Source organism: Kitasatospora sp. NPDC053057, assembly GCF_044546945.1.
In the GTDB taxonomy this organism is placed as follows: Bacteria; Actinomycetota; Actinomycetes; order Streptomycetales; family Streptomycetaceae; genus Kitasatospora.
This window is the reverse complement of the sequence record NZ_JBITZP010000004.1, coordinates 169,570-186,093: the sequence shown is the minus strand read 5'-3', so window position 1 is coordinate 186,093 and position 16,524 is coordinate 169,570. Positions and strand designations below refer to the sequence as shown.

14 protein-coding genes are annotated in these 16,524 nt (G+C 71.9%); 7 read left to right on the top strand and 7 right to left on the bottom strand.

From position 1 onward, the window contains the following. Positions 1-25: 25 nt before the first annotated feature. Positions 26-544 carry a helix-turn-helix domain-containing protein gene (locus tag ACIG5E_RS07360; protein WP_396532173.1) on the top strand — a complete coding sequence of 173 codons (519 nt, stop codon included), beginning with the start codon at positions 26-28 and terminating at the stop codon, positions 542-544. 12 nt (positions 545-556) lie between these two features. Here the strand turns inward: ACIG5E_RS07360 and ACIG5E_RS07355 are convergent, their stop codons facing one another. The 5 genes from ACIG5E_RS07355 to ACIG5E_RS07335 form a co-directional block, all read right to left on the bottom strand. Then, positions 557-1,102, bottom strand: coding sequence for a hypothetical protein (locus ACIG5E_RS07355; RefSeq protein WP_396532172.1), 546 nt, complete (start codon positions 1,100-1,102; stop codon positions 557-559). Positions 1,103-1,273: 171 nt separating this feature from the next. Further along, entirely contained in the window at positions 1,274-2,692 is a 1,419-nt protein-coding gene (tnpB, locus tag ACIG5E_RS07350) for an IS607 family element RNA-guided endonuclease TnpB (RefSeq protein ID WP_396532171.1), read from the bottom strand. Positions 2,693-3,076: 384 nt separating this feature from the next. Further along, entirely contained in the window at positions 3,077-4,012 is a 936-nt protein-coding gene (gene hemC, locus ACIG5E_RS07345; RefSeq protein WP_396532170.1) for a hydroxymethylbilane synthase, read from the bottom strand. Positions 4,013-4,114: 102 nt separating this feature from the next. Beyond that, positions 4,115-6,418: an ABC transporter permease gene (locus ACIG5E_RS07340; RefSeq protein ID WP_396532169.1), complete on the bottom strand. Its 2,304-nt coding sequence runs from the start codon at positions 6,416-6,418 to the stop codon at positions 4,115-4,117. Then, positions 6,415-7,140: an ABC transporter ATP-binding protein gene (locus ACIG5E_RS07335; RefSeq protein ID WP_396532168.1), complete on the bottom strand. Its 726-nt coding sequence runs from the start codon at positions 7,138-7,140 to the stop codon at positions 6,415-6,417. The genes ACIG5E_RS07340 and ACIG5E_RS07335 overlap by 4 nt, the downstream gene beginning before the upstream one ends. 139 nt (positions 7,141-7,279) lie before the next feature. On the opposite strand from ACIG5E_RS07335, the gene ACIG5E_RS07330 reads away from it, so the two are divergent. The 4 genes from ACIG5E_RS07330 to ACIG5E_RS07315 all read left to right on the top strand — a co-directional run bounded on the left by ACIG5E_RS07330 (position 7,280) and on the right by ACIG5E_RS07315 (position 11,445). Next, on the top strand, positions 7,280-8,110 hold the full coding sequence (locus ACIG5E_RS07330; RefSeq protein WP_396532167.1) for a sensor histidine kinase: 831 nt from the start codon (positions 7,280-7,282) through the stop codon (positions 8,108-8,110). 23 nt (positions 8,111-8,133) lie between these two features. Further along, positions 8,134-8,835: a response regulator gene (locus ACIG5E_RS07325; RefSeq protein ID WP_396532279.1), complete on the top strand. Its 702-nt coding sequence runs from the start codon at positions 8,134-8,136 to the stop codon at positions 8,833-8,835. A gap of 198 nt (positions 8,836-9,033) precedes the next feature. Beyond that, a complete protein-coding gene (locus ACIG5E_RS07320; RefSeq protein WP_396532166.1) occupies positions 9,034-10,242 on the top strand; it encodes a cytochrome P450 in 1,209 nt (402 codons plus the stop codon). Positions 10,243-10,287: 45 nt separating this feature from the next. Continuing rightward, positions 10,288-11,445 carry a type III polyketide synthase gene (locus ACIG5E_RS07315; protein ID WP_396532165.1) on the top strand — a complete coding sequence of 386 codons (1,158 nt, stop codon included), beginning with the start codon at positions 10,288-10,290 and terminating at the stop codon, positions 11,443-11,445. A gap of 34 nt (positions 11,446-11,479) precedes the next feature. On the opposite strand, the gene ACIG5E_RS07310 is transcribed toward ACIG5E_RS07315, so the two are convergent. Next, positions 11,480-12,703 (bottom strand): RNA-guided endonuclease InsQ/TnpB family protein, encoded by a 1,224-nt coding sequence (locus ACIG5E_RS07310; RefSeq protein WP_396532164.1) that lies wholly within the window; start codon positions 12,701-12,703, stop codon positions 11,480-11,482. A 132-nt stretch (positions 12,704-12,835) separates the two neighbouring features. Between ACIG5E_RS07310 and ACIG5E_RS07305 the strand changes: the two genes are divergently transcribed. Then, positions 12,836-13,420, top strand: a complete 585-nt coding sequence (locus ACIG5E_RS07305; protein WP_396532163.1) for an NUDIX domain-containing protein — start codon at positions 12,836-12,838, stop codon at positions 13,418-13,420. 82 nt (positions 13,421-13,502) lie between these two features. Continuing rightward, complete coding sequence (locus tag ACIG5E_RS07300; protein WP_396532161.1) at positions 13,503-13,937, top strand: SHOCT domain-containing protein; 435 nt, start codon at positions 13,503-13,505, stop codon at positions 13,935-13,937. Positions 13,938-13,999: 62 nt separating this feature from the next. Here the strand turns inward: ACIG5E_RS07300 and ACIG5E_RS07295 are convergent, their stop codons facing one another. Next, complete coding sequence (locus tag ACIG5E_RS07295; protein ID WP_396532159.1) at positions 14,000-16,498, bottom strand: Tex family protein; 2,499 nt, start codon at positions 16,496-16,498, stop codon at positions 14,000-14,002. Between the last annotated feature and the right edge of the window lie 26 nt (positions 16,499-16,524).

The following is a 16,524-nucleotide window of genomic DNA, read 5'->3' as shown; positions in this document are numbered from 1 at the left end:
TTTGCAAAGTAGCAGACTTTGCAAAGTGACCGAAGACATCGTCAGAACCAGGGCCCTCCCCGAGCACGCCGTCCGCACCGCCCTGCTGGAGCTGCTGGCCGAACGCGGCACCCTCACCTCCACCGAGGCGGCCGCCCAGCTGGGGTACAGCTCTGGCCTGTGCTCGTTCCACCTGCGGCAACTCGCCCGGTACGGGCTGATCGAGGAGGCCCCGGCCGCCGACGGCCGGGCCCGGCCGTGGCGACTGCCCCAGGACCAACCGCCCACGGCCGATGACGAGTTCGGCGAGCTGGCCCGCCGCCTGGAGGACGAGAGTCACCGGCGCTGGCTCGCCCGGCGGGCCGAAGCGCCGGCCGAGTGGCAGCAGGACGAGGCGTTCAGCGCCGTCGTCCACCTCACCCCCGAGGAGCTGACCGCCGTCGCGGACGCCGTGCGGCAGTTGCTCGCCCGCTACCGCGACCGGGACACCGACCCGGGAGCGCGGCCGCCCGGGGCCCGTCCGGTCGCCGCCGTGACGCGCCTGTTCCCCCTGCTCGACCGGTAGTCGGGCCGGCAGTCAGGCCGCCCGGGCCCTGGTCACCGCCCGGGCCACCGGCCCCACCACCAGGCCCAGCGCCGCCCCCAGCACGACCCCCTGCACACCGTCCCAGACGTCCTGCACATCGCAGGCCCGCCCGAGCGCGGGCACCGCGTACTGCAGCGCCGACACCGCGAACGGCAGCACCGCCGTGCCCAGCAGTGCCACCGCCGCCCGCCGCCGCGTCCCGGCCAGGGCGGCCGCGAAGCCCACCGGGGCGTAGGTCGCCAGCTTGAGCTCGATGTGCCGCACATGCAGCAGTTCGTACGGCGAGCGCGGCCGGGCGCCCGCCACCGCGCAGTGCCGGGCGGCCTCCGCAGCGTGCCGGACCACCGACGGCCGGAACGCCTCCGGCAGCAGCGTCGCCACGACCACCCCGCCGAGCCCGAGCAGCAGCAGGAAGCCCACCACCCAGTGGGCCCGCAGCAGCCGCCCCACCGGCCGGTTCAGCAGGGCCGCCGGCACAAGCGAGAGCAGCAGCCCGGGCCAGAAGTTCGGCATCCCGCCGAGCACCGCACTGATCACGCCTCAACGGACGCCCCGAACACCCGGTCGGTTCTCCGTCGCGACCACCGGGCCGCGCCGTCGCGGCCGGCCGATCACTGGACGACCAGGTACCGCTGCTCGCTCCGTTGCTGATTCCGTAGTCGGATATCAGCAATCCGGGCACTACGGCCCGGAAGGTCCGTCACGGTGTCACCGGAGCGCGAGTTGCGCTTCGGTGTCCTGAGTACGGTCTCGCGTTTCCTTCCGCTGCTGCGGTACTGCGCCACCTGCCCGCCCCGCGCTCGCCGTGCGGCGGGTGCAGGTGGTGCGGGTCTTCCGGTCGGCTCCACGCGGTTTCGACGCTTGCGCGTCCGGGTCTCCGGCCACTCCGGTACCCGTGATATCGGCCGACGCGAGGTCGGCGAGGTTGCGGGCCGCGTTCTCGTCCCGGCCGATGACCAGGCCGCACGCGTCGCAGGTGAACACTCGAACGTGCAGCGGCAGCTTCGCTTTCACTGCCTTGCACGTCGAGCAGGTCTTGCTGGACGGGTACCAGCGGCCCGCGACGATCACGCGGCCACCGGCCCAGTCGGTCTTGTAGGTGATCTGTCGGCGGATCTCGCCGAACCCGGCGTCAGCGATCTTCCGGGCCAGCCGGCGGTTGCGGAGCATCCCGGCGACGTTGAGGTCCTCGACCACGACGGTGCCGTACTCACCCGTGATGCCGGTGGTGAACTTGTGCAGGGCATCGGCACGCAGGTTGGCCACCCGATGGTGGATACGGTTCCGCTCGGCGTTCGCCTTCAGCCACCGCTTCGACGGTTCGACGCCCTTCTTCCGCTGCGGCCCCTGGCGGCGGCAGACGCGGCGCGAGGCCCGGCGAAGCCGTGTGAGAGCGCTGTCGAGGTGCCGGGGGTTGGGCTCGTACCGGACCGCGCCGGTACTGTCCGCCATCACCGCCAGACACTTCACGCCCAGGTCCACGCCCACCGCCATCTCCGGCCGCGCGGCGGCGCGTTCGGTCCTCCTGACCTCGACCTGGAACGAGACGAACCACCGCCCACGCTCATGGCGCACCGTCGCCGAGAGGATGCGAGCCGTCTCGTTGGAGATGCGGCGTTCCAGCTTGCGGGTGTTTTCGTGGGTGCGGATCGCCCCGAGCCGGGGCAGCGTCACATGGCGGCGGTCCGCCTCGACGCGGATGGTGCCGGTGGTAAACCGGCACGCCAGCCGGGACGTGTGCTTGGACTTGCGGCGCGGCATCCCCACGCGTTTGCCCTTGCGTTGGCCGCGCTTGGACTTGGCGTAGTTGTCGAACGCGGCAGCGGCGTTCGCCAGACCGGTGTTGTAAGCCTCCTTGGAGTTCTCCTCCCACCAGCCGGCGAAACGCGGGTCAGCCTTCTTGGCCTGGTTGAACTCCTTGCGCAACGCGGGCAGCGACCACGGCCGCCACGGCGTCAACCCGGCCTCGGGCACTCCGTAGGACTCCTCGGCCCTGCGCTGCCACCACGCCGCCCCGACCCATGAGACCGCCCAGTTGTACGCCGCCCGCGCCGCACCGCAGTGCGACCGAAGAGCCGCCTCCTGCCCGGAGTTCGGATCCAGCGCGAAACGGTACGCCTGGACCACGAAACCGGGACGCGCCTCGAACCCCCGCACAAGACACCCCCAACCCGAGCCAGACCGACAACTCCCCGGACCGTACCGGACAGCACTGACAAGCGGCCGAAATGTCCGAATCGCTGAGACTTGCCGATGGAAACGGCAACAGCGGTCGACCCCCATCCCACCGCTGCCGAGCCGGGCCAGCAGCCGGTAGCGGCCGCCGATCGTCGTCGGATCGGCAGGTCTCAACGCCTCCACGTCCACCCCCGGCGTGCGCGTTCCACGTTCTGCGGGTCGTACTGACCGACGGGGCATCAACTGTCCCACCCCGCAGCCGGAATCATCTCAGCTGCGGGCGCGGCGGAACAGTTCACGGAGGCAAAGAGATCACCCGGGGCCCGGGCAACCTCAGTGCGGGATCGAGGAGATCAACTCCTGCGCCCCCTGCCGCTTGAGCGCCAGGGCGACCGAGGTGCCGAGGTCCTCCGGGCTGAGCGCGCCCGCCCACTCGTGGGCGTCCAGCACCCGCTTGCCGTCCGGGGTGAAGACCCGGCCGCGCAGCGAGAGCCGGCCGTCCGCCTCCGCCTTGGCGTAGCCGGCGATCGGGCTGTTGCAGTGGCCCTGCAGCACGTGCAGGTACATCCGCTCGGCCGCCGCCTCGCGCCAGGTGTCGTGGTGGCCAAGCCCGGTGACGGCCTCGATGGTCGCGGTGTCGTCCTCGCGGCACTGCAGGACGAGGATGCCGGCGCCGATCGGCGGGCACATCTCCTCGACGCCGAGGACCTCGGTGATCCGGGCCTGCTCGCCGATCCGCTCCAGGCCGGAGACGGCGAGCAGCAGCGCGTCGACGTCCCCGGATTCCAGCTTGGCGAGCCGGCTGTTGGCGTTGCCGCGGATCGGAACGCACTCCAGCTGCGGGTGGGTGGCGGCGAGTTGGGCGATGCGGCGGACGGAGGAGGTGCCGATCCGGGTGCCGGGCGGGAGTTCGGCCAGGGTCAGGCCGCCGGGGTGGACCAGCGCATCGCGGATGTCGTCGCGGCGCAGGTAGGCGGCGAAGACGGTGCCGGCGGGCAGCGGGCGGTCGGCGGGCACGTCCTTGAGGCAGTGCACGGCGACGTCGGCCTCCCCGGCGAGCAGCGCGGCGTCGACCTCCTTGGTGAACGCCCCCTTGCCGCCCAGCTGGGCGAGATCGCCGGTCCAGCGGTCGCCCGAGGTGGTGACCGGCACCACCTCGGTGCGCAACCCCGGGTGCAGGGCGGCGAGTTCGGCGCGGACCCGGTCGACCTGGGCGAGCGCCATGGGCGAGGAGCGGGAGACGATGCGGATCAGCTCAGCGGTGGCCATGGCGCGATGATAGGCGCTCGAACACCGGAGGTTGCCGGTGCGTCAGCCATACGGCGGACGGCCGGGCGGCGAACCACCCGGCCGTCTTCTTCCCGTAGGACCTCACTCGTTGTGCAGCACCTCGGCGATCGGCAGCCGGGCCGCCGAGCGGGCCGGGACGAGGGCGCCTAGGACGGCGATCGCGATGCCCGCGAGGGCGACTTCGGCGAGCAGCGGGGCGCCCCAGACGTCGATCGCCGCGTCCGGGAAGTGGATGATCCGGACGTTCTCGGCGATCAGCCGGTGCGCCAGCATCCCGATCGGGATGCCGATGATCCCGCTGACCACGCCCTGCCAGGCCACCGAGGTGATCGTCATCGCGACGACCTGCCGGGGGGTCATGCCGATCGACTTGAGCATGCCGAGGTCGCGGCGGCGCTCCCGGATGGTCAGCAGCAGGGTGTTGAAGACGCCGAGCGCGGCGACCACCGACAGCAGGACGGAGAAGGTCGTGCTGAAGGTCTGGATCGCGACGATCGACCCGTCGGTGCTCGCCGTGACCACCGAGGTGGACAGGCTCGGGTCGGCGTCCGTGACGGCCTTCCGGTACGCCTCGGCGTCGGTGCCGTCGGCGAGCCGTACGTCGTACTCGACCACGTGCGGGTCGGCGGTGAGCTGGGTCCGGGTGGCGTCGTTGGAGGTGATCGCGTTGGCGTTGCCCTGGTCCTCCAGGCCGACGAGGGTGACGGCGGCCTGCCGGCCGTCCAGGAACAGGGTGACCCGGTCGCCGAGCTTGAGCCCGTGCTGGTCCAGGAAGGCCGGCCCGACCTCGGCCTCGTTCGGCCCGGTCGCCGGGCGGCCCTCTACCACGTTGAGCCGCCGGTGGTCGACCATCGCGTCGCCGCCGTAGAAGTTGGCGAAGACGAGCTGGGGCTGGCCCACGATGCCGACCCGGACCAGCCCGCGGACGGAGACCCGCTCGGCGCCGGGGGTGCTGTGCAGCATCGCCGCGGTCTGCTCCGGGGTCAGCCGGGGCGCGATCTTGTTGCCCGAGAAGGCGCTGGTCTGCACGTCGATGTGGGTCTGGCGGTCGGGCGCGGGCATGGACTTGGCCAGGGTGGTGGTCACCCCGGTGGTCACGGTCACGGTGACCACGCCGAGCGCGATCGCCGCCATGGTCAGCGCGGTGCGGGCCGGGCGGGCGAAGGGCTGGCCCAGGCCGAGGCTGACGGCCCGCGGCAGCCGGGTGCCGCTCAGCCAGCGCTGGATCTTGAGCCCGCGCCCGGTACGCGGCGCGCTGCCGGCCGAGATGGCCTGGGCGGCGGAGAGCCGGCGGGCCCGGGAGGCGGGGACGAGCGCGGCGAGCGCGACCAGCAACGGGACGCCGAGCAGGGTGGCGACGGGCAGCCAGCCGGCCGGTTCGATCACGGCGGTGCCGGTCGAGATCCCGGAGAACGCGGCCTGGAGCATCGGGTACGAGGCCACCCAGCCGGCCGCCGTGCCGAGGACGGTGCCGACGACGGCGGGCACCGAGACCATGGTCAGGTAGACCACCACCACCTGGCGCGGGGTGAAGCCGATCGACTTCAGCACCCCGATGTGCCGGTAGCCGGAGACCACCGCGCCGCTCACCACGTTGCCGACGATCAGCGCGGCGACGATCAGGCCGAGCACGCCGAAGACCGTCATCAGCGGCAGGTAGGCGTCGGCGCCCGCCGAGAAGGCCTGCTTGAGCACCAGGTAGGACTGCCCGCTGACGACGGCGTCCTTGGGCAGGCCCTCGGTGGTGTTGGCCAGCGAGGCGGTCAGCTGCTGCTCGGTGCCCGCGTCGGTGAAGCGGTAGAGCATCTGCCGGCCCGTGGGGTGCAGGGCGGCCGCCTGCTCGGGGGTGACCCAGCCGCCGGAGGACTGGCTCATGTCGGTCGCGAAGCCGACGATGGTGAGCTTCAGCCCGGTACTGGTGGTGATCGGCGTGCCGAGGTACTTCGCCGACCCCGGGGTGTCGATGACCACCTCGCCGGGAGCGGTGGCCCAGCGGCCCGACAACACCTCCACCCGGTCCACCGGTCCGGCCGCCGGGTCGGGCCGGCCCACCAGGGTCAGTGGGCCCGGCGCGTGGCCGACCCAGTCCTGCGGGATCGTCACCACGGCCTGGTCGAAGGGCCCGGCGGCCGCCTCGACGCCAGGCCGGTGGGCGGTGGCGGCCAATTGCTCCGCCGAGGCCTTGCCCGGGTCGAACAGGGCGGTGACGTGCGCGCCGTGCTCGCCTTCGAAGGCGGCGTCGAACGGGGCCCGGGCCGCGCTGATCACCGCCAGGGCGAGCAGCACCGTCGCGGTGGAGCAGAAGACGACCAGGCCGATCACGATGGTCTGCACCCGGCGGCGCTTCACCGCCGCCCGTGAGGCCCGCCAAACCGCACCGCTCACGACTGGCTCTCCAGCATCCGCTCGCGCGCCACCTTGCCGTCCGCGACCTCGACCAGCCGGCTGGCGCAGCGGGTGGCCAGGTTGGGGTCGTGGGTGACGATCAGCAGGGTCTGCCCGATCTGGTTGAGGTCGATCAGCAGGTCCATCACCTGCTCGCCCGAGCGGCTGTCCAGCGCGCCGGTCGGCTCGTCGGCGAGCAGCAGCGCCGGGCGGTTCATCAGGGCGCGGGCCACCGCGACCCGCTGGCGCTCGCCGCCGCTGAGCGCGGCCGGGTAGACGTCCTTGCGGTGCGCGACACCGAGTTCGTCCAGCAGCTCAAGTGCTCGGCGGCGGGCCTGCTTGGCCGTGGTGCCGGTCAGCTGGGCGGCCAGGGCGACGTTGTCGAGGGCCGGGAGGTCGTCGATCAGGTTGAAGAATTGGAAGATCATGCCGATGTTGCGGCGGCGGAAGAGGGCCAGCCCGTTCTCGTTCAGCCCGCCGAGGTCCTGCCCCTGCACCCGGACGGTGCCGGAGCTGGGCCGGTCCAGCCCGGCCACCATGTTCAGCAGGGTGGACTTGCCGCACCCCGAGGGGCCCATCACGGCGACCGCCTCGCCCGCCCTGATCCGCAGGTCGACGCCGTCGAGCGCCTTGGCGTCGCCGAACTCCTTGTGCACCCCGGACAGCTCGACGACGAAGGGCGCGTCGTCGGGCCGGGTGGTCCCGTCGTGGTCGTTGCTCATGGTCGATGACGGTAGGCGCGGCGTTCGGGGCCGGTCGTCCCACCCCGGGTGTAACCGCAGGTCGCCGTAGTACCGGGGATGTACGGGGGCGGCACCCCCGGATGATGTCGATCAAGCTCCCACCTGGGAAGCTGGCGCGGTGTGGGGAACAGGGACGGACTGGATCGCGGTGGCGGTGGCGGGTACGGCCTGCGCGGGCGCCGGTTGGCTGGGCCTCGCGCTGGCCCGGGCGCGCCGGCTGTACCGGGCGGCCATCGGCGAGCGCGGCTGGCTGCTGGAGCGGGAGCGGGAGAGCGCCGCGAGCGCCGCGGTGGACGCCGAACGGGCGCGGATCGCCTCCGAGTTGCACGACATCGTCAGCCACAACGTGAGCCTGATGGTGGTGCAGGCCGGGGCCGCGCGCGAGGTGCTGGCCACCATGCCGGAGGAGGCCGCGGCCGCGATGGCCGCGGTCGAGGCGGCCGGGCGGGACGCGATGACGGAACTGCGGCACCTGCTGGGCCTGCTGGCCCCGGCCGCGGACGGCAGCGAGGAGCCGGAGCCGGAGGGCTTCGCCCCGCAGCCGAGCCTGAGCCGGCTGGGCCCGCTGATCGACCGCTTCGCCTTCGCCGGGCTGCCGGTGGAGGTGCGGATCTCCGGCGAGCCCCGGCCGCTGCCCGGCGGCATCGACGTGACGGCGTACCGGATCGTCCAGGAGGCGCTGACCAACGCGCTCAAGCACGGGGACGGGGTGACGGCGGAGGTGACGGTGCGGTACGCGGACCACTACCTGCGGGTGGAGGTGCTGAACAGCGGCCCGAGCGTGCTCTCCGGCTCGTCCGCCCTCGCACCGAAGCAGGCGGACGGCGCCGGGCGCGGGCTGCTCGGCCTGCGCGAGCGGGTCGCGGTGTACGGCGGGGACTTCGACGCCCGGCGCCGGCTCGGCGGCGGCTACCGGGTGCGCGCCCGCATCCCGCTGGACCGGCCGTGACGATCGTGGAGGACGAGGAGCAGATGGAACAGGACGAACAGCGCCGCCCCCGGGTGGTGATCGCCGACGACCAGGAGCTGGTCCGCACCGGCTTCCGGATGATCCTCACCGCGCGCGGCATCGACGTGGTCGCCGAGGCCTCGGACGGCGCCGAGGCGGTGGCCGCCGCCGTCCGGCACCGGCCCGACGTGGCCCTGCTGGACATCCGGATGCCGACCATGGACGGCCTGGAGGCCGCCCGCCGGATCCTGGCCCAGGTGCCCGGCTGCCGGGTGATCATGCTGACCACCTTCGACCTGGACCACTACGTCTACGCGGCGCTGTCCGCAGGGGCCAGCGGCTTCCTGCTCAAGGACGTCACCTCGGCCCATCTCGCCGCCGCCGTACGGCTGGTGGACACCGGCGACGCCCTGCTCGCCCCCTCGATCACCCGCCGGCTGGTCGAGCGCTTCGCGACCGGCGCCCCGCACCCGGCCGCCCGCGGCGCCGGCTCGCCCCGGCTGCACCGCGACCTCGCCCCGCTCACCCCGCGCGAGGTGGAGGTGCTCGGCCTGCTCGGACGCGGGCTGTCCAACACCGAGTTGGCGGTCGAACTGACCCTCAGCGAGTCGACGGTGAAGACCCATGTGGCCCGGATCTTCGCCAAGTTGAACCTGCGCGACCGGGCCCAGGCGGTGGTGCTCGCCTACGAGACCGGGCTGGTCGCACCGGGCGCGAACGACTGACCGTCAACTCCCCGATAAGGACGGTGAATTCAGCTGACAATCGGCTATCTCACTCGTTAGGGGGAACCACACTCGGGATTCACATTTTTGCCAGTCCATGGGGCAGCATCGGGATGTCCGCGCCCGAATCACCCGGAACCGATTCGGGCGGCATCACCCCGTATGACGAAGACCAGACGAAGACCATTGGACAGGCCCGTGACCACCACCGCCCCCGTGTGGGACTGCCCGTTCCACCACACCGACGGCCTGGAGTTCGACCCCCTCCTCAAGCGCCTGCTCACGGAGGCCCCGATCACCAGGATCCGACTGCCGCACGGCGAGGGCGAAGCCTGGCTGGCCACCCGCTACGAGGACGTCAAGGTGGTCACCACCGACCGCCGGTTCAGCCGCGCCGCCGGCATCGGCCGCGACCTGCCCCGGATGACGCCCGCCACCATCGCCCAGGCCGAGTCGATCAACCTGATGGACCCGCCCGAGCACAACCGGCTGCGCCGCCTGGTCGCCCAGGGCTTCACCAACCGCCAGGTCGAGCGGATGCGCCCCGCCACCCAGCGGATCGTCGACGGCTACCTCGACGAGCTGGAGGAGCACGGCGCCCCGGCCGACCTGGCGCACTTCCTCTCCGCCCGGCTCCCCCTCACCACCATCTGCGAGGTGCTGGAGATCCCCGCGCAGGACCGCGACCGGCTGCGCGGCTGGGCCGTCGCGATGATGCGGATGGGCCCGGGCAGCCGCGAGGGCCAGGAGGCGGCCAAGACCGGGCTGCGCGCCTACTTCACCGCGCTCACCGCCGAGCGCCGCGCCCACCCCGGCGAGGACCTGATCAGCGCGCTCGCCACCGCCCGCGACGGCGATGACCTGCTGGACGCGGACGAGCTGGCCGTCATGGCGATGGTCCTGCTGGTCACCGGCCACGACACCAGCACCTACCAGCTCAGCAACATCACCTACACCCTGCTCACCCACCCCGAACAGCTCGCCAAGCTGCGCGCCCGGCCCGACACGCTGCCGCACGCCCTGGAGGAGCTGCTGCGCTTCATCCCGTTCCGCCAAGGCCCCGGCATCGCCCGGGTCGCCACCGAGGACGTCGAACTGGGCGGGGTGCTGATCCGGGCCGGCGAGGCCGTGCACGTCTCCTACCTGACCGCCAACCGGGACCCAGCGGTGTACGAGCGCCCCGACGAGCTGGACTTCGACCGCGCCGCCGGGCCCGTCAACATGGCCTTCGGCCACGGCCAGCACCGCTGCCTCGGCTCGCACCTCGCGCTGATGGAACTGCAGGTCGCCATCGGCACCCTGCTGCGGCGCTTCCCCCGGCTGCGGCTCGCCGTCGACCCGTCCGAACTCGACTGGAACTCCGGCTCGATCTGGCGCTTCCCGCGCACCCTGCCGGTCGCCTGGTAGCACCTCCCCTCGACACACCGTTCCCGCACCGGGGAGACCCACACCATGGCCACACTCTGCCGCCCCGCCATCGCCGTGCCCGAGCACGTCATCACCCTCGACGAGACCCTCGACCTGGCCCGCACCCTGCACGCCGGCCACCCCCAACTCGGCCTGGCCCTGCGGCTGATCGAGAACACCGGGGTGCGCACCCGGCACCTGGTCCAGCCGATCGAGCAGACCCTCACCCACCCGGGTTTCACCGTCCGCAACCAGGTGTACGAGCGGGAGGCCAAGCTCCGCGTGCCCGAGGTGGTCGAACGCGCCCTCGACCACGCCGAGTTGGGCGCCCCGGACATCGACCTGATCATCTACGTGTCCTGCACCGGCTTCATGATGCCGTCGATGACCGCCTGGCTGATCAACACCATGGGCTTCCGCTCCGACACCCGCCAGGTGCCGATCGCCCAGCTCGGCTGCGCGGCCGGCGGCGCCGCCGTCAACCGCGCCCACGACTTCTGCCGCGCCTACCCGGGCGCCAACGTGCTCATCGTCGCCTGCGAGTTCTGCTCCCTCTGCTACCAGCCGACCGACCTCGAAGTCGGCTCGCTGCTCTCCAACGGCCTGTTCGGCGACGCCGTCGCCGCCGTAGTGATGCGCGGGCACGGCGGCAGCGGGGTGCACATCGAGCGCAACGGCTCGCACCTCGTCCCGGACACCGAGGGCTGGATCTCGTACGGGGTCAAGGACACCGGCTTCCACTTCCAGCTGGACAAACGGGTGCCCGGCACCATGGAGATGCTCGCCCCCGCGCTGCGCACCCTGGCCGGGCAGCACGGCTGGGACGTCTCCGGGCTGGGCTTCTACATCGTGCACGCGGGCGGCCCGCGGATCCTGGACGACCTGTGCCGCTTCCTCAACCTGGAGCCGGAACGGTTCCGCTACAGCCGGGCCACCCTGACCGAGCGCGGCAACATCGCCAGCGCCGTCGTCTTCGACGCCCTCGCCCGGCTGTTCGACGACGGCGGCGTACCCGAAGGCACTCCGGGCCTGATCGCCGGCTTCGGGCCGGGCATCACCGCCGAGATCTCCCTGGGCAGTTGGGTCGGCGTCACGGCGGAGCCGGTGCGCCGGCGTCCGCGCGCCATCTCCACCTCCGACATCGCCCTCGTCCACCAGGGCGTCCACCCCCGTTTCCCGGCCGGCACTACGATCTCCGATTGACTTCCTCCCCCTCCCGAGGGGCGGGGGATTCCCCTCAGCCTCGCGGCTGAGCCGCCGCGCGTGAGCGCGGCGGTGGGACTACTTCCTGCTTCACCGACGACCGCCCGCCCGGAGTGCTCCGTTGAGGTCTTACACCGTCTCCACAGGCTGCGACCGCCAGCCCGGCGGCCAGGATGTTGCGTGCCGCGTTCACGTCCCGGTCGTGGACTGCCCCGCAGTCGCACTCCCACGCACGAACGTTCAGTGGCATCTTGTCGCGGATGGTCCCGCAGGCCGAGCACAACTTTGAGCTGGGGAACCACCGGTCGATGGTCACCAGGTCACGGCCGTACCACTGGGCCTTGCACTCCAGCATGGTCCGCAGCTCGCTCCAGCTCGCGTCCGAGATGGCCCGGGACAAGTTGCCATTCTTGAGCATGTTGCGGACCGTCAGATCCTCGATCGCGACCGTTTGGTTCTCACGGACGAGTCGAGTGGTGAGCTTGTGCAGGAAGTCCCTGCGTCGGTCGGCGATCCTCGCATGAACGCGAGCAACCTTGCGCCGGGCCTTCTCCCGGTTGGCCGAGCCCCTGGCCTTGCGGGCAAGATCCCGCTGGGCCCTGACGAGCAGCTCCCGATCACGGCGTTCATACCGGGGGTTGGTGACCTTCTCCCCTGTGGAGAGCGTCACCAGGCTGGTGACTCCGGCGTCGACACCCACAGCCGTGTCGATGACGGGCAGGGGCTTGACGTCGGGATCGTCGCACAGCATCGAGACGAACCAACGACCCGCCGCATCCCGGGTCACGGTTACCGTGGACGGCGACTGCCCCTCGGGCAGCGGCCGGGACCACGCGACCGCCAACGGCTCGGCCATCTTCGCCAGGGTGAGCCGTCCGCCCCGGTACCGGAACGCGGACGTGGTGTACTCGGCGCTGTCCCGGGACTTCTTCTTCGATTTGAACCGCGGGTACCTCGCCCGCTTCGCGAAAAAGTTCGTGAAAGCCCCTTGGAGATGCCGGAGCGTCTGCTGCAACGGCACGGACGAAACTTCGGACAGGTAGGACAGTTCCCCGGTCTTCTTCCACGCCGTCAGCATCGCCGACGTGGTGTTGTAGTTGATCCGCTCACCCCGAAGCCACCAGGCCTCGGTCCGGGCCTGCAACGCCATGTTGTAGACCTTCCGCACGCACCCGAATGTGCGGGACAGCTCAGCCGCCTGCTCATCGGTCGGATAGAAGCGGAACTTGTAGGCCCGCTTCACAGGAGAGGCCGCCATGGTTTACAAGAGACACCGTCAGATTGTGAAAACCAGCAGGTGGTTTCCCATCGAAATGCCGGTTCTACCCCGACAGCGAAAAGGCCACCCGCACCCCCGACCGGAGTCGGGGGCATCCATGAAGGAGTCATGATGACCGACACCACGGACCGCACCGACACCTCCGCCAGAGCCGCCGAATTCGCCGTCCTCTTCCCGGCGCTGCACGCGCCGCAGTACTGGACCTGGGGCCGCTACGACGCCCAGTTCTCCACCGAGCTGCCGCCGGACGAGCTGGTCACCAACATCCACCTGGTCGGGTTCGCGGACGGCAACGTGGTGCTGTGCCGCGACGACCGGGACCACTGGTTCCTGCCCGGCGGCACCCGGGAACAGGACGAGTCCGTCACGGACTGCCTGGAGCGCGAGCTGCGCGAGGAGGCCGGCGCCCGGCTGCTCGGCGAGCCCGGCTGGCTGGGCGCGCACCGCTGCCACACCGAGGACGCGGTGCCGTACCGGCCGTGGCAGCCGCACCCGGACAAGGCCTGGCTGTGGGGCTGGGGTGAGGTCGAGCTGGACTCGACGCCGACCAACCCGGCGGACGGCGAGCAGGTGGTCGAGGTCCGGGCCGTCCCGGTCGCCGAGGCACAGCGGCTGCTGCTCACCGGGCACGACGCGTGGTGGGGCGAGCTGATCGGGCTCGCGGTGGAGCTGCGGCGGAGGGCCGGGCGGGGCTGAGGTATTCCCAGCGCGCCCGAAAACCACCGGAACGGCTGAGCATCGGAGAGCAGTGTCCGTTTTGCGGTGATACCACGTAATCATGGACACCAAGCTGCTGGCCGTGGACTACCCGGTGCTCAACATCTTCTGGACGATGCTGGAGCTGTTCCTCTGGGTGCTCTGGTTCTTCCTGCTGTTCAAGATCATCACGGACATCTTCCGCAGCCACGACCTGAGCGGCTGGGGCAAGGCCGGCTGGGTGGTCCTGGTGATCATCCTGCCGCTGATCGGCGTGCTCGCCTACCTGATCGCGCGCGGTCAGAGCATGGGCATGCGGGACGTCGAGCAGGCCCAACAGGCCGACGCGGCGGTCCGGGCCTACATCCGGGACGCCGCGGCCGGGCCGCAACCCGAGGGTGGTGGCGGCGCGGGCCGCAGCCACGTCGAGGACCTGGCGAAACTGGCGGACCTGCGGGACCGGGGCGCCATCTCCGACGAGGAGTACCAGAAGGCCAAGGACAAACTCCTGGTGTGAGCGCAGAGGACGGCCGGGCCGGTGGACGGGTGTCCACCGGCCCCGGCCGTCACCTGCACGGTTCAGCGCCGGCCGGAGCGCCCGTCCTTCGAGCCGCCGGAGCCGCCGCCGGCCAGGCCGGCCCGGCGCAGCGCGTCCGCCATGGCACTGTTCGCCGGGGCGCCGCCACCGAAGCCGCCGCGGTCACCCCGGTCACCGCCGCCGCGCCGGTCCTGGCCGCCGCGACCGCCCTGACCACCCGCGCCGCCCTGACCGCCCTGGCCGCCACCGCGCCGCTCCTGGCGGGGCGGACGGGCCTGCCGGTCGCCCCGGTCACCCCGGTCGCCGCCGCGGTCGCCGCGCTCACGGCCGACCTCGTCGTCCAGCCGCAGGGTGAGCCCGATCCGCTTGCGCGGCACGTCCACCGAGACCACCCGGACCTTGACGATGTCGCCGGGCTTGACCACCTCGCGCGGGTCCTTGACGAAGTTCTTCGACAGCGCCGAGACGTGCACCAGCCCGTCCTGGTGGACGCCCACGTCGACGAAGGCGCCGAACGCGGCGACGTTGGTGACCACGCCCTCCAGCACCATGCCGACCTCCAGGTCGCCGATCTTGTCGACGCCCTCCTTGAACACGGCCGTGCGGAAGGCCGGGCGCGGGTCCCGGCCCGGCTTGTCCAGCTCGCCGAGGATGTCGGTGACGGTCGGGATGCCGAAGGTGTCGTCGGCGAAGTCGGCCGGGCGCAGCGCCCGCAGCCGCTCGCCGTTGCCGATCAGCTCACGCAGTTCCCCGCCGGTCGAGGCGAGGATGCGGCGCACCACCGGGTAGGCCTCGGGGTGCACGCTGGAGGCGTCCAACGGGTCGTCTCCGCCGGGGATGCGCAGGAAGCCGGCGCACTGCTCGAAGGCCTTGGGGCCGAGCCGGGAGACGTCCTTGAGCTGCCTGCGGGTGCGGAACGGGCCGTTGGCGTCGCGGTGGGCCACGATGTTGTCGGCCAGCGTGGCGGTGATGCCGGAGACCCGGGTGAGCAGCGGCGCCGAGGCGGTGTTGACGTCCACGCCGACGGCGTTGACGCAGTCCTCGACCACGGCGTCCAGTGAGCGGGAGAGCTTCACCTCGCTCAGGTCGTGCTGGTACTGGCCGACACCGATCGACTTGGGGTCGATCTTGACCAGCTCGGCCAGCGGGTCCTGGAGGCGGCGGGCGATGGAGACCGCGCCGCGGATCGACACGTCCAGCTCCGGCAGCTCCTGCGAGGCGAACGCGGAGGCCGAGTAGACGGAGGCGCCGGCCTCGCTGACCATCGCCTTGGTGAGCTTCAGCTCGGGGTGGCGCTTGAGCAGGTCCTCGGCGAGCTTGTCGGTCTCCCGGGAGGCGGTGCCGTTGCCGATCGCCACCAGGTCGACGTCGTGCTTCTTCGCCAGCGTGGCCAGGGTCGCCAGGGCCGCGTCCCACTTGTTGGCGGGCTGGTGCGGGTAGATGGTCTCGTACGCGACGACCTTGCCGGTTGCGTCCACCACGGCGACCTTCACCCCGGTGCGGAAGCCCGGGTCCAGGCCCATGGTGGCGCGGGTGCCGGCCGGGGCGGCGAGCAACAGGTCGCGCAGGTTGGCGGCGAAGACCCGCACCGCCTCGTCCTCGGCCTCGGCGCGCAGCCGGGCGCGCAGGTCGATGCCGAGGCGCACCAGGATGCGGGTGCGCCAGGCCCAGCGGACGGTGTCGCCGAGCCACTTGTCGGCCGGGCGGCCGCGATCGGCGATGCCGAAGCGGGCGGCGATGCGCTGCTCGTAGTCGTTCTCGCCCGGCAGGTCGCCCTCGGACTCGCCGTCGTAGGGCGACAGTTCGAGGTCGAGCACCTCCTCCTTCTCGCCGCGCAGCATCGCCAGGATGCGGTGCGAGGGGAGCTTGGTGTACGGCTCGGCGAAGTCGAAGTAGTCGGCGAACTTGGCGCCGTCGCCCTCCTTGCCGTCCCGGACCGTGGCGACCAGGCGGCCGCGGGTCCACATCCGCTCGCGCAGCGAGCCGACCAGGTCGGCGTCCTCGCCGAAGCGCTCGACCAGGATCGCCCGGGCGCCCTCCAGGGCCGCGCTCCGGTCCGCCACCGACTCGTTCAGGTACTGCGCGGCGAGCGCGGCCGGGTCCTGGGTCGGGTCGGCGAGCAGGGTGTCGGCCAGCGGCTCCAGCCCGGCCTCCCGCGCGATCTGCGCCTTGGTGCGCCGCTTGGGCTTGAACGGCAGGTAGATGTCCTCCAGCCGGGCCTTGGAATCGGCGGCCAGCACCTGGGCGCGCAGCGCGTCGTCCAGCTTGCCCTGGGACTCGATCGACTCCAGGACGGCCGCCCGCCGCTCCTCCAGCTCGCGCAGGTAGCGCAGCCGCTCCTCCAGGGTGCGCAGCTGGGCGTCGTCCAGCGAGCCGGTGACCTCCTTGCGGTAGCGGGCCACGAACGGCACGGTCGAGCCGCCGTCGAGCAGTTCGACCGCCGCCTTCACCTGCCCCTCGCGGACGCCCAGTTCCTCGGCGATCTTGCGCTCGATCGCCTGCTGGGCCTGCCGGGCCACCTGTTCGACTGGCGTGGTCACGAAGCCGGTCACCTTCTCCTTCAGAG

What these genes read in the sequence shown, in the direction of transcription:
- ACIG5E_RS07335 (WP_396532168.1), bottom strand. Translation starts at nt 7,140, where the DNA reads ATGAGCAACGACCACGACGGGACCACCCGGCCCGACGACGCGCCCTTC.
- ACIG5E_RS07300 (WP_396532161.1), top strand. Translation starts at nt 13,503, where the DNA reads ATGGACACCAAGCTGCTGGCCGTGGACTACCCGGTGCTCAACATCTTC.
- ACIG5E_RS07305 (WP_396532163.1), top strand. Translation starts at nt 12,836, where the DNA reads ATGACCGACACCACGGACCGCACCGACACCTCCGCCAGAGCCGCCGAA.
- hemC (WP_396532170.1), bottom strand. Translation starts at nt 4,012, where the DNA reads ATGGCCACCGCTGAGCTGATCCGCATCGTCTCCCGCTCCTCGCCCATG.
- ACIG5E_RS07325 (WP_396532279.1), top strand. Translation starts at nt 8,134, where the DNA reads ATGGAACAGGACGAACAGCGCCGCCCCCGGGTGGTGATCGCCGACGAC.
- ACIG5E_RS07315 (WP_396532165.1), top strand. Translation starts at nt 10,288, where the DNA reads ATGGCCACACTCTGCCGCCCCGCCATCGCCGTGCCCGAGCACGTCATC.
- ACIG5E_RS07310 (WP_396532164.1), bottom strand. Translation starts at nt 12,703, where the DNA reads ATGGCGGCCTCTCCTGTGAAGCGGGCCTACAAGTTCCGCTTCTATCCG.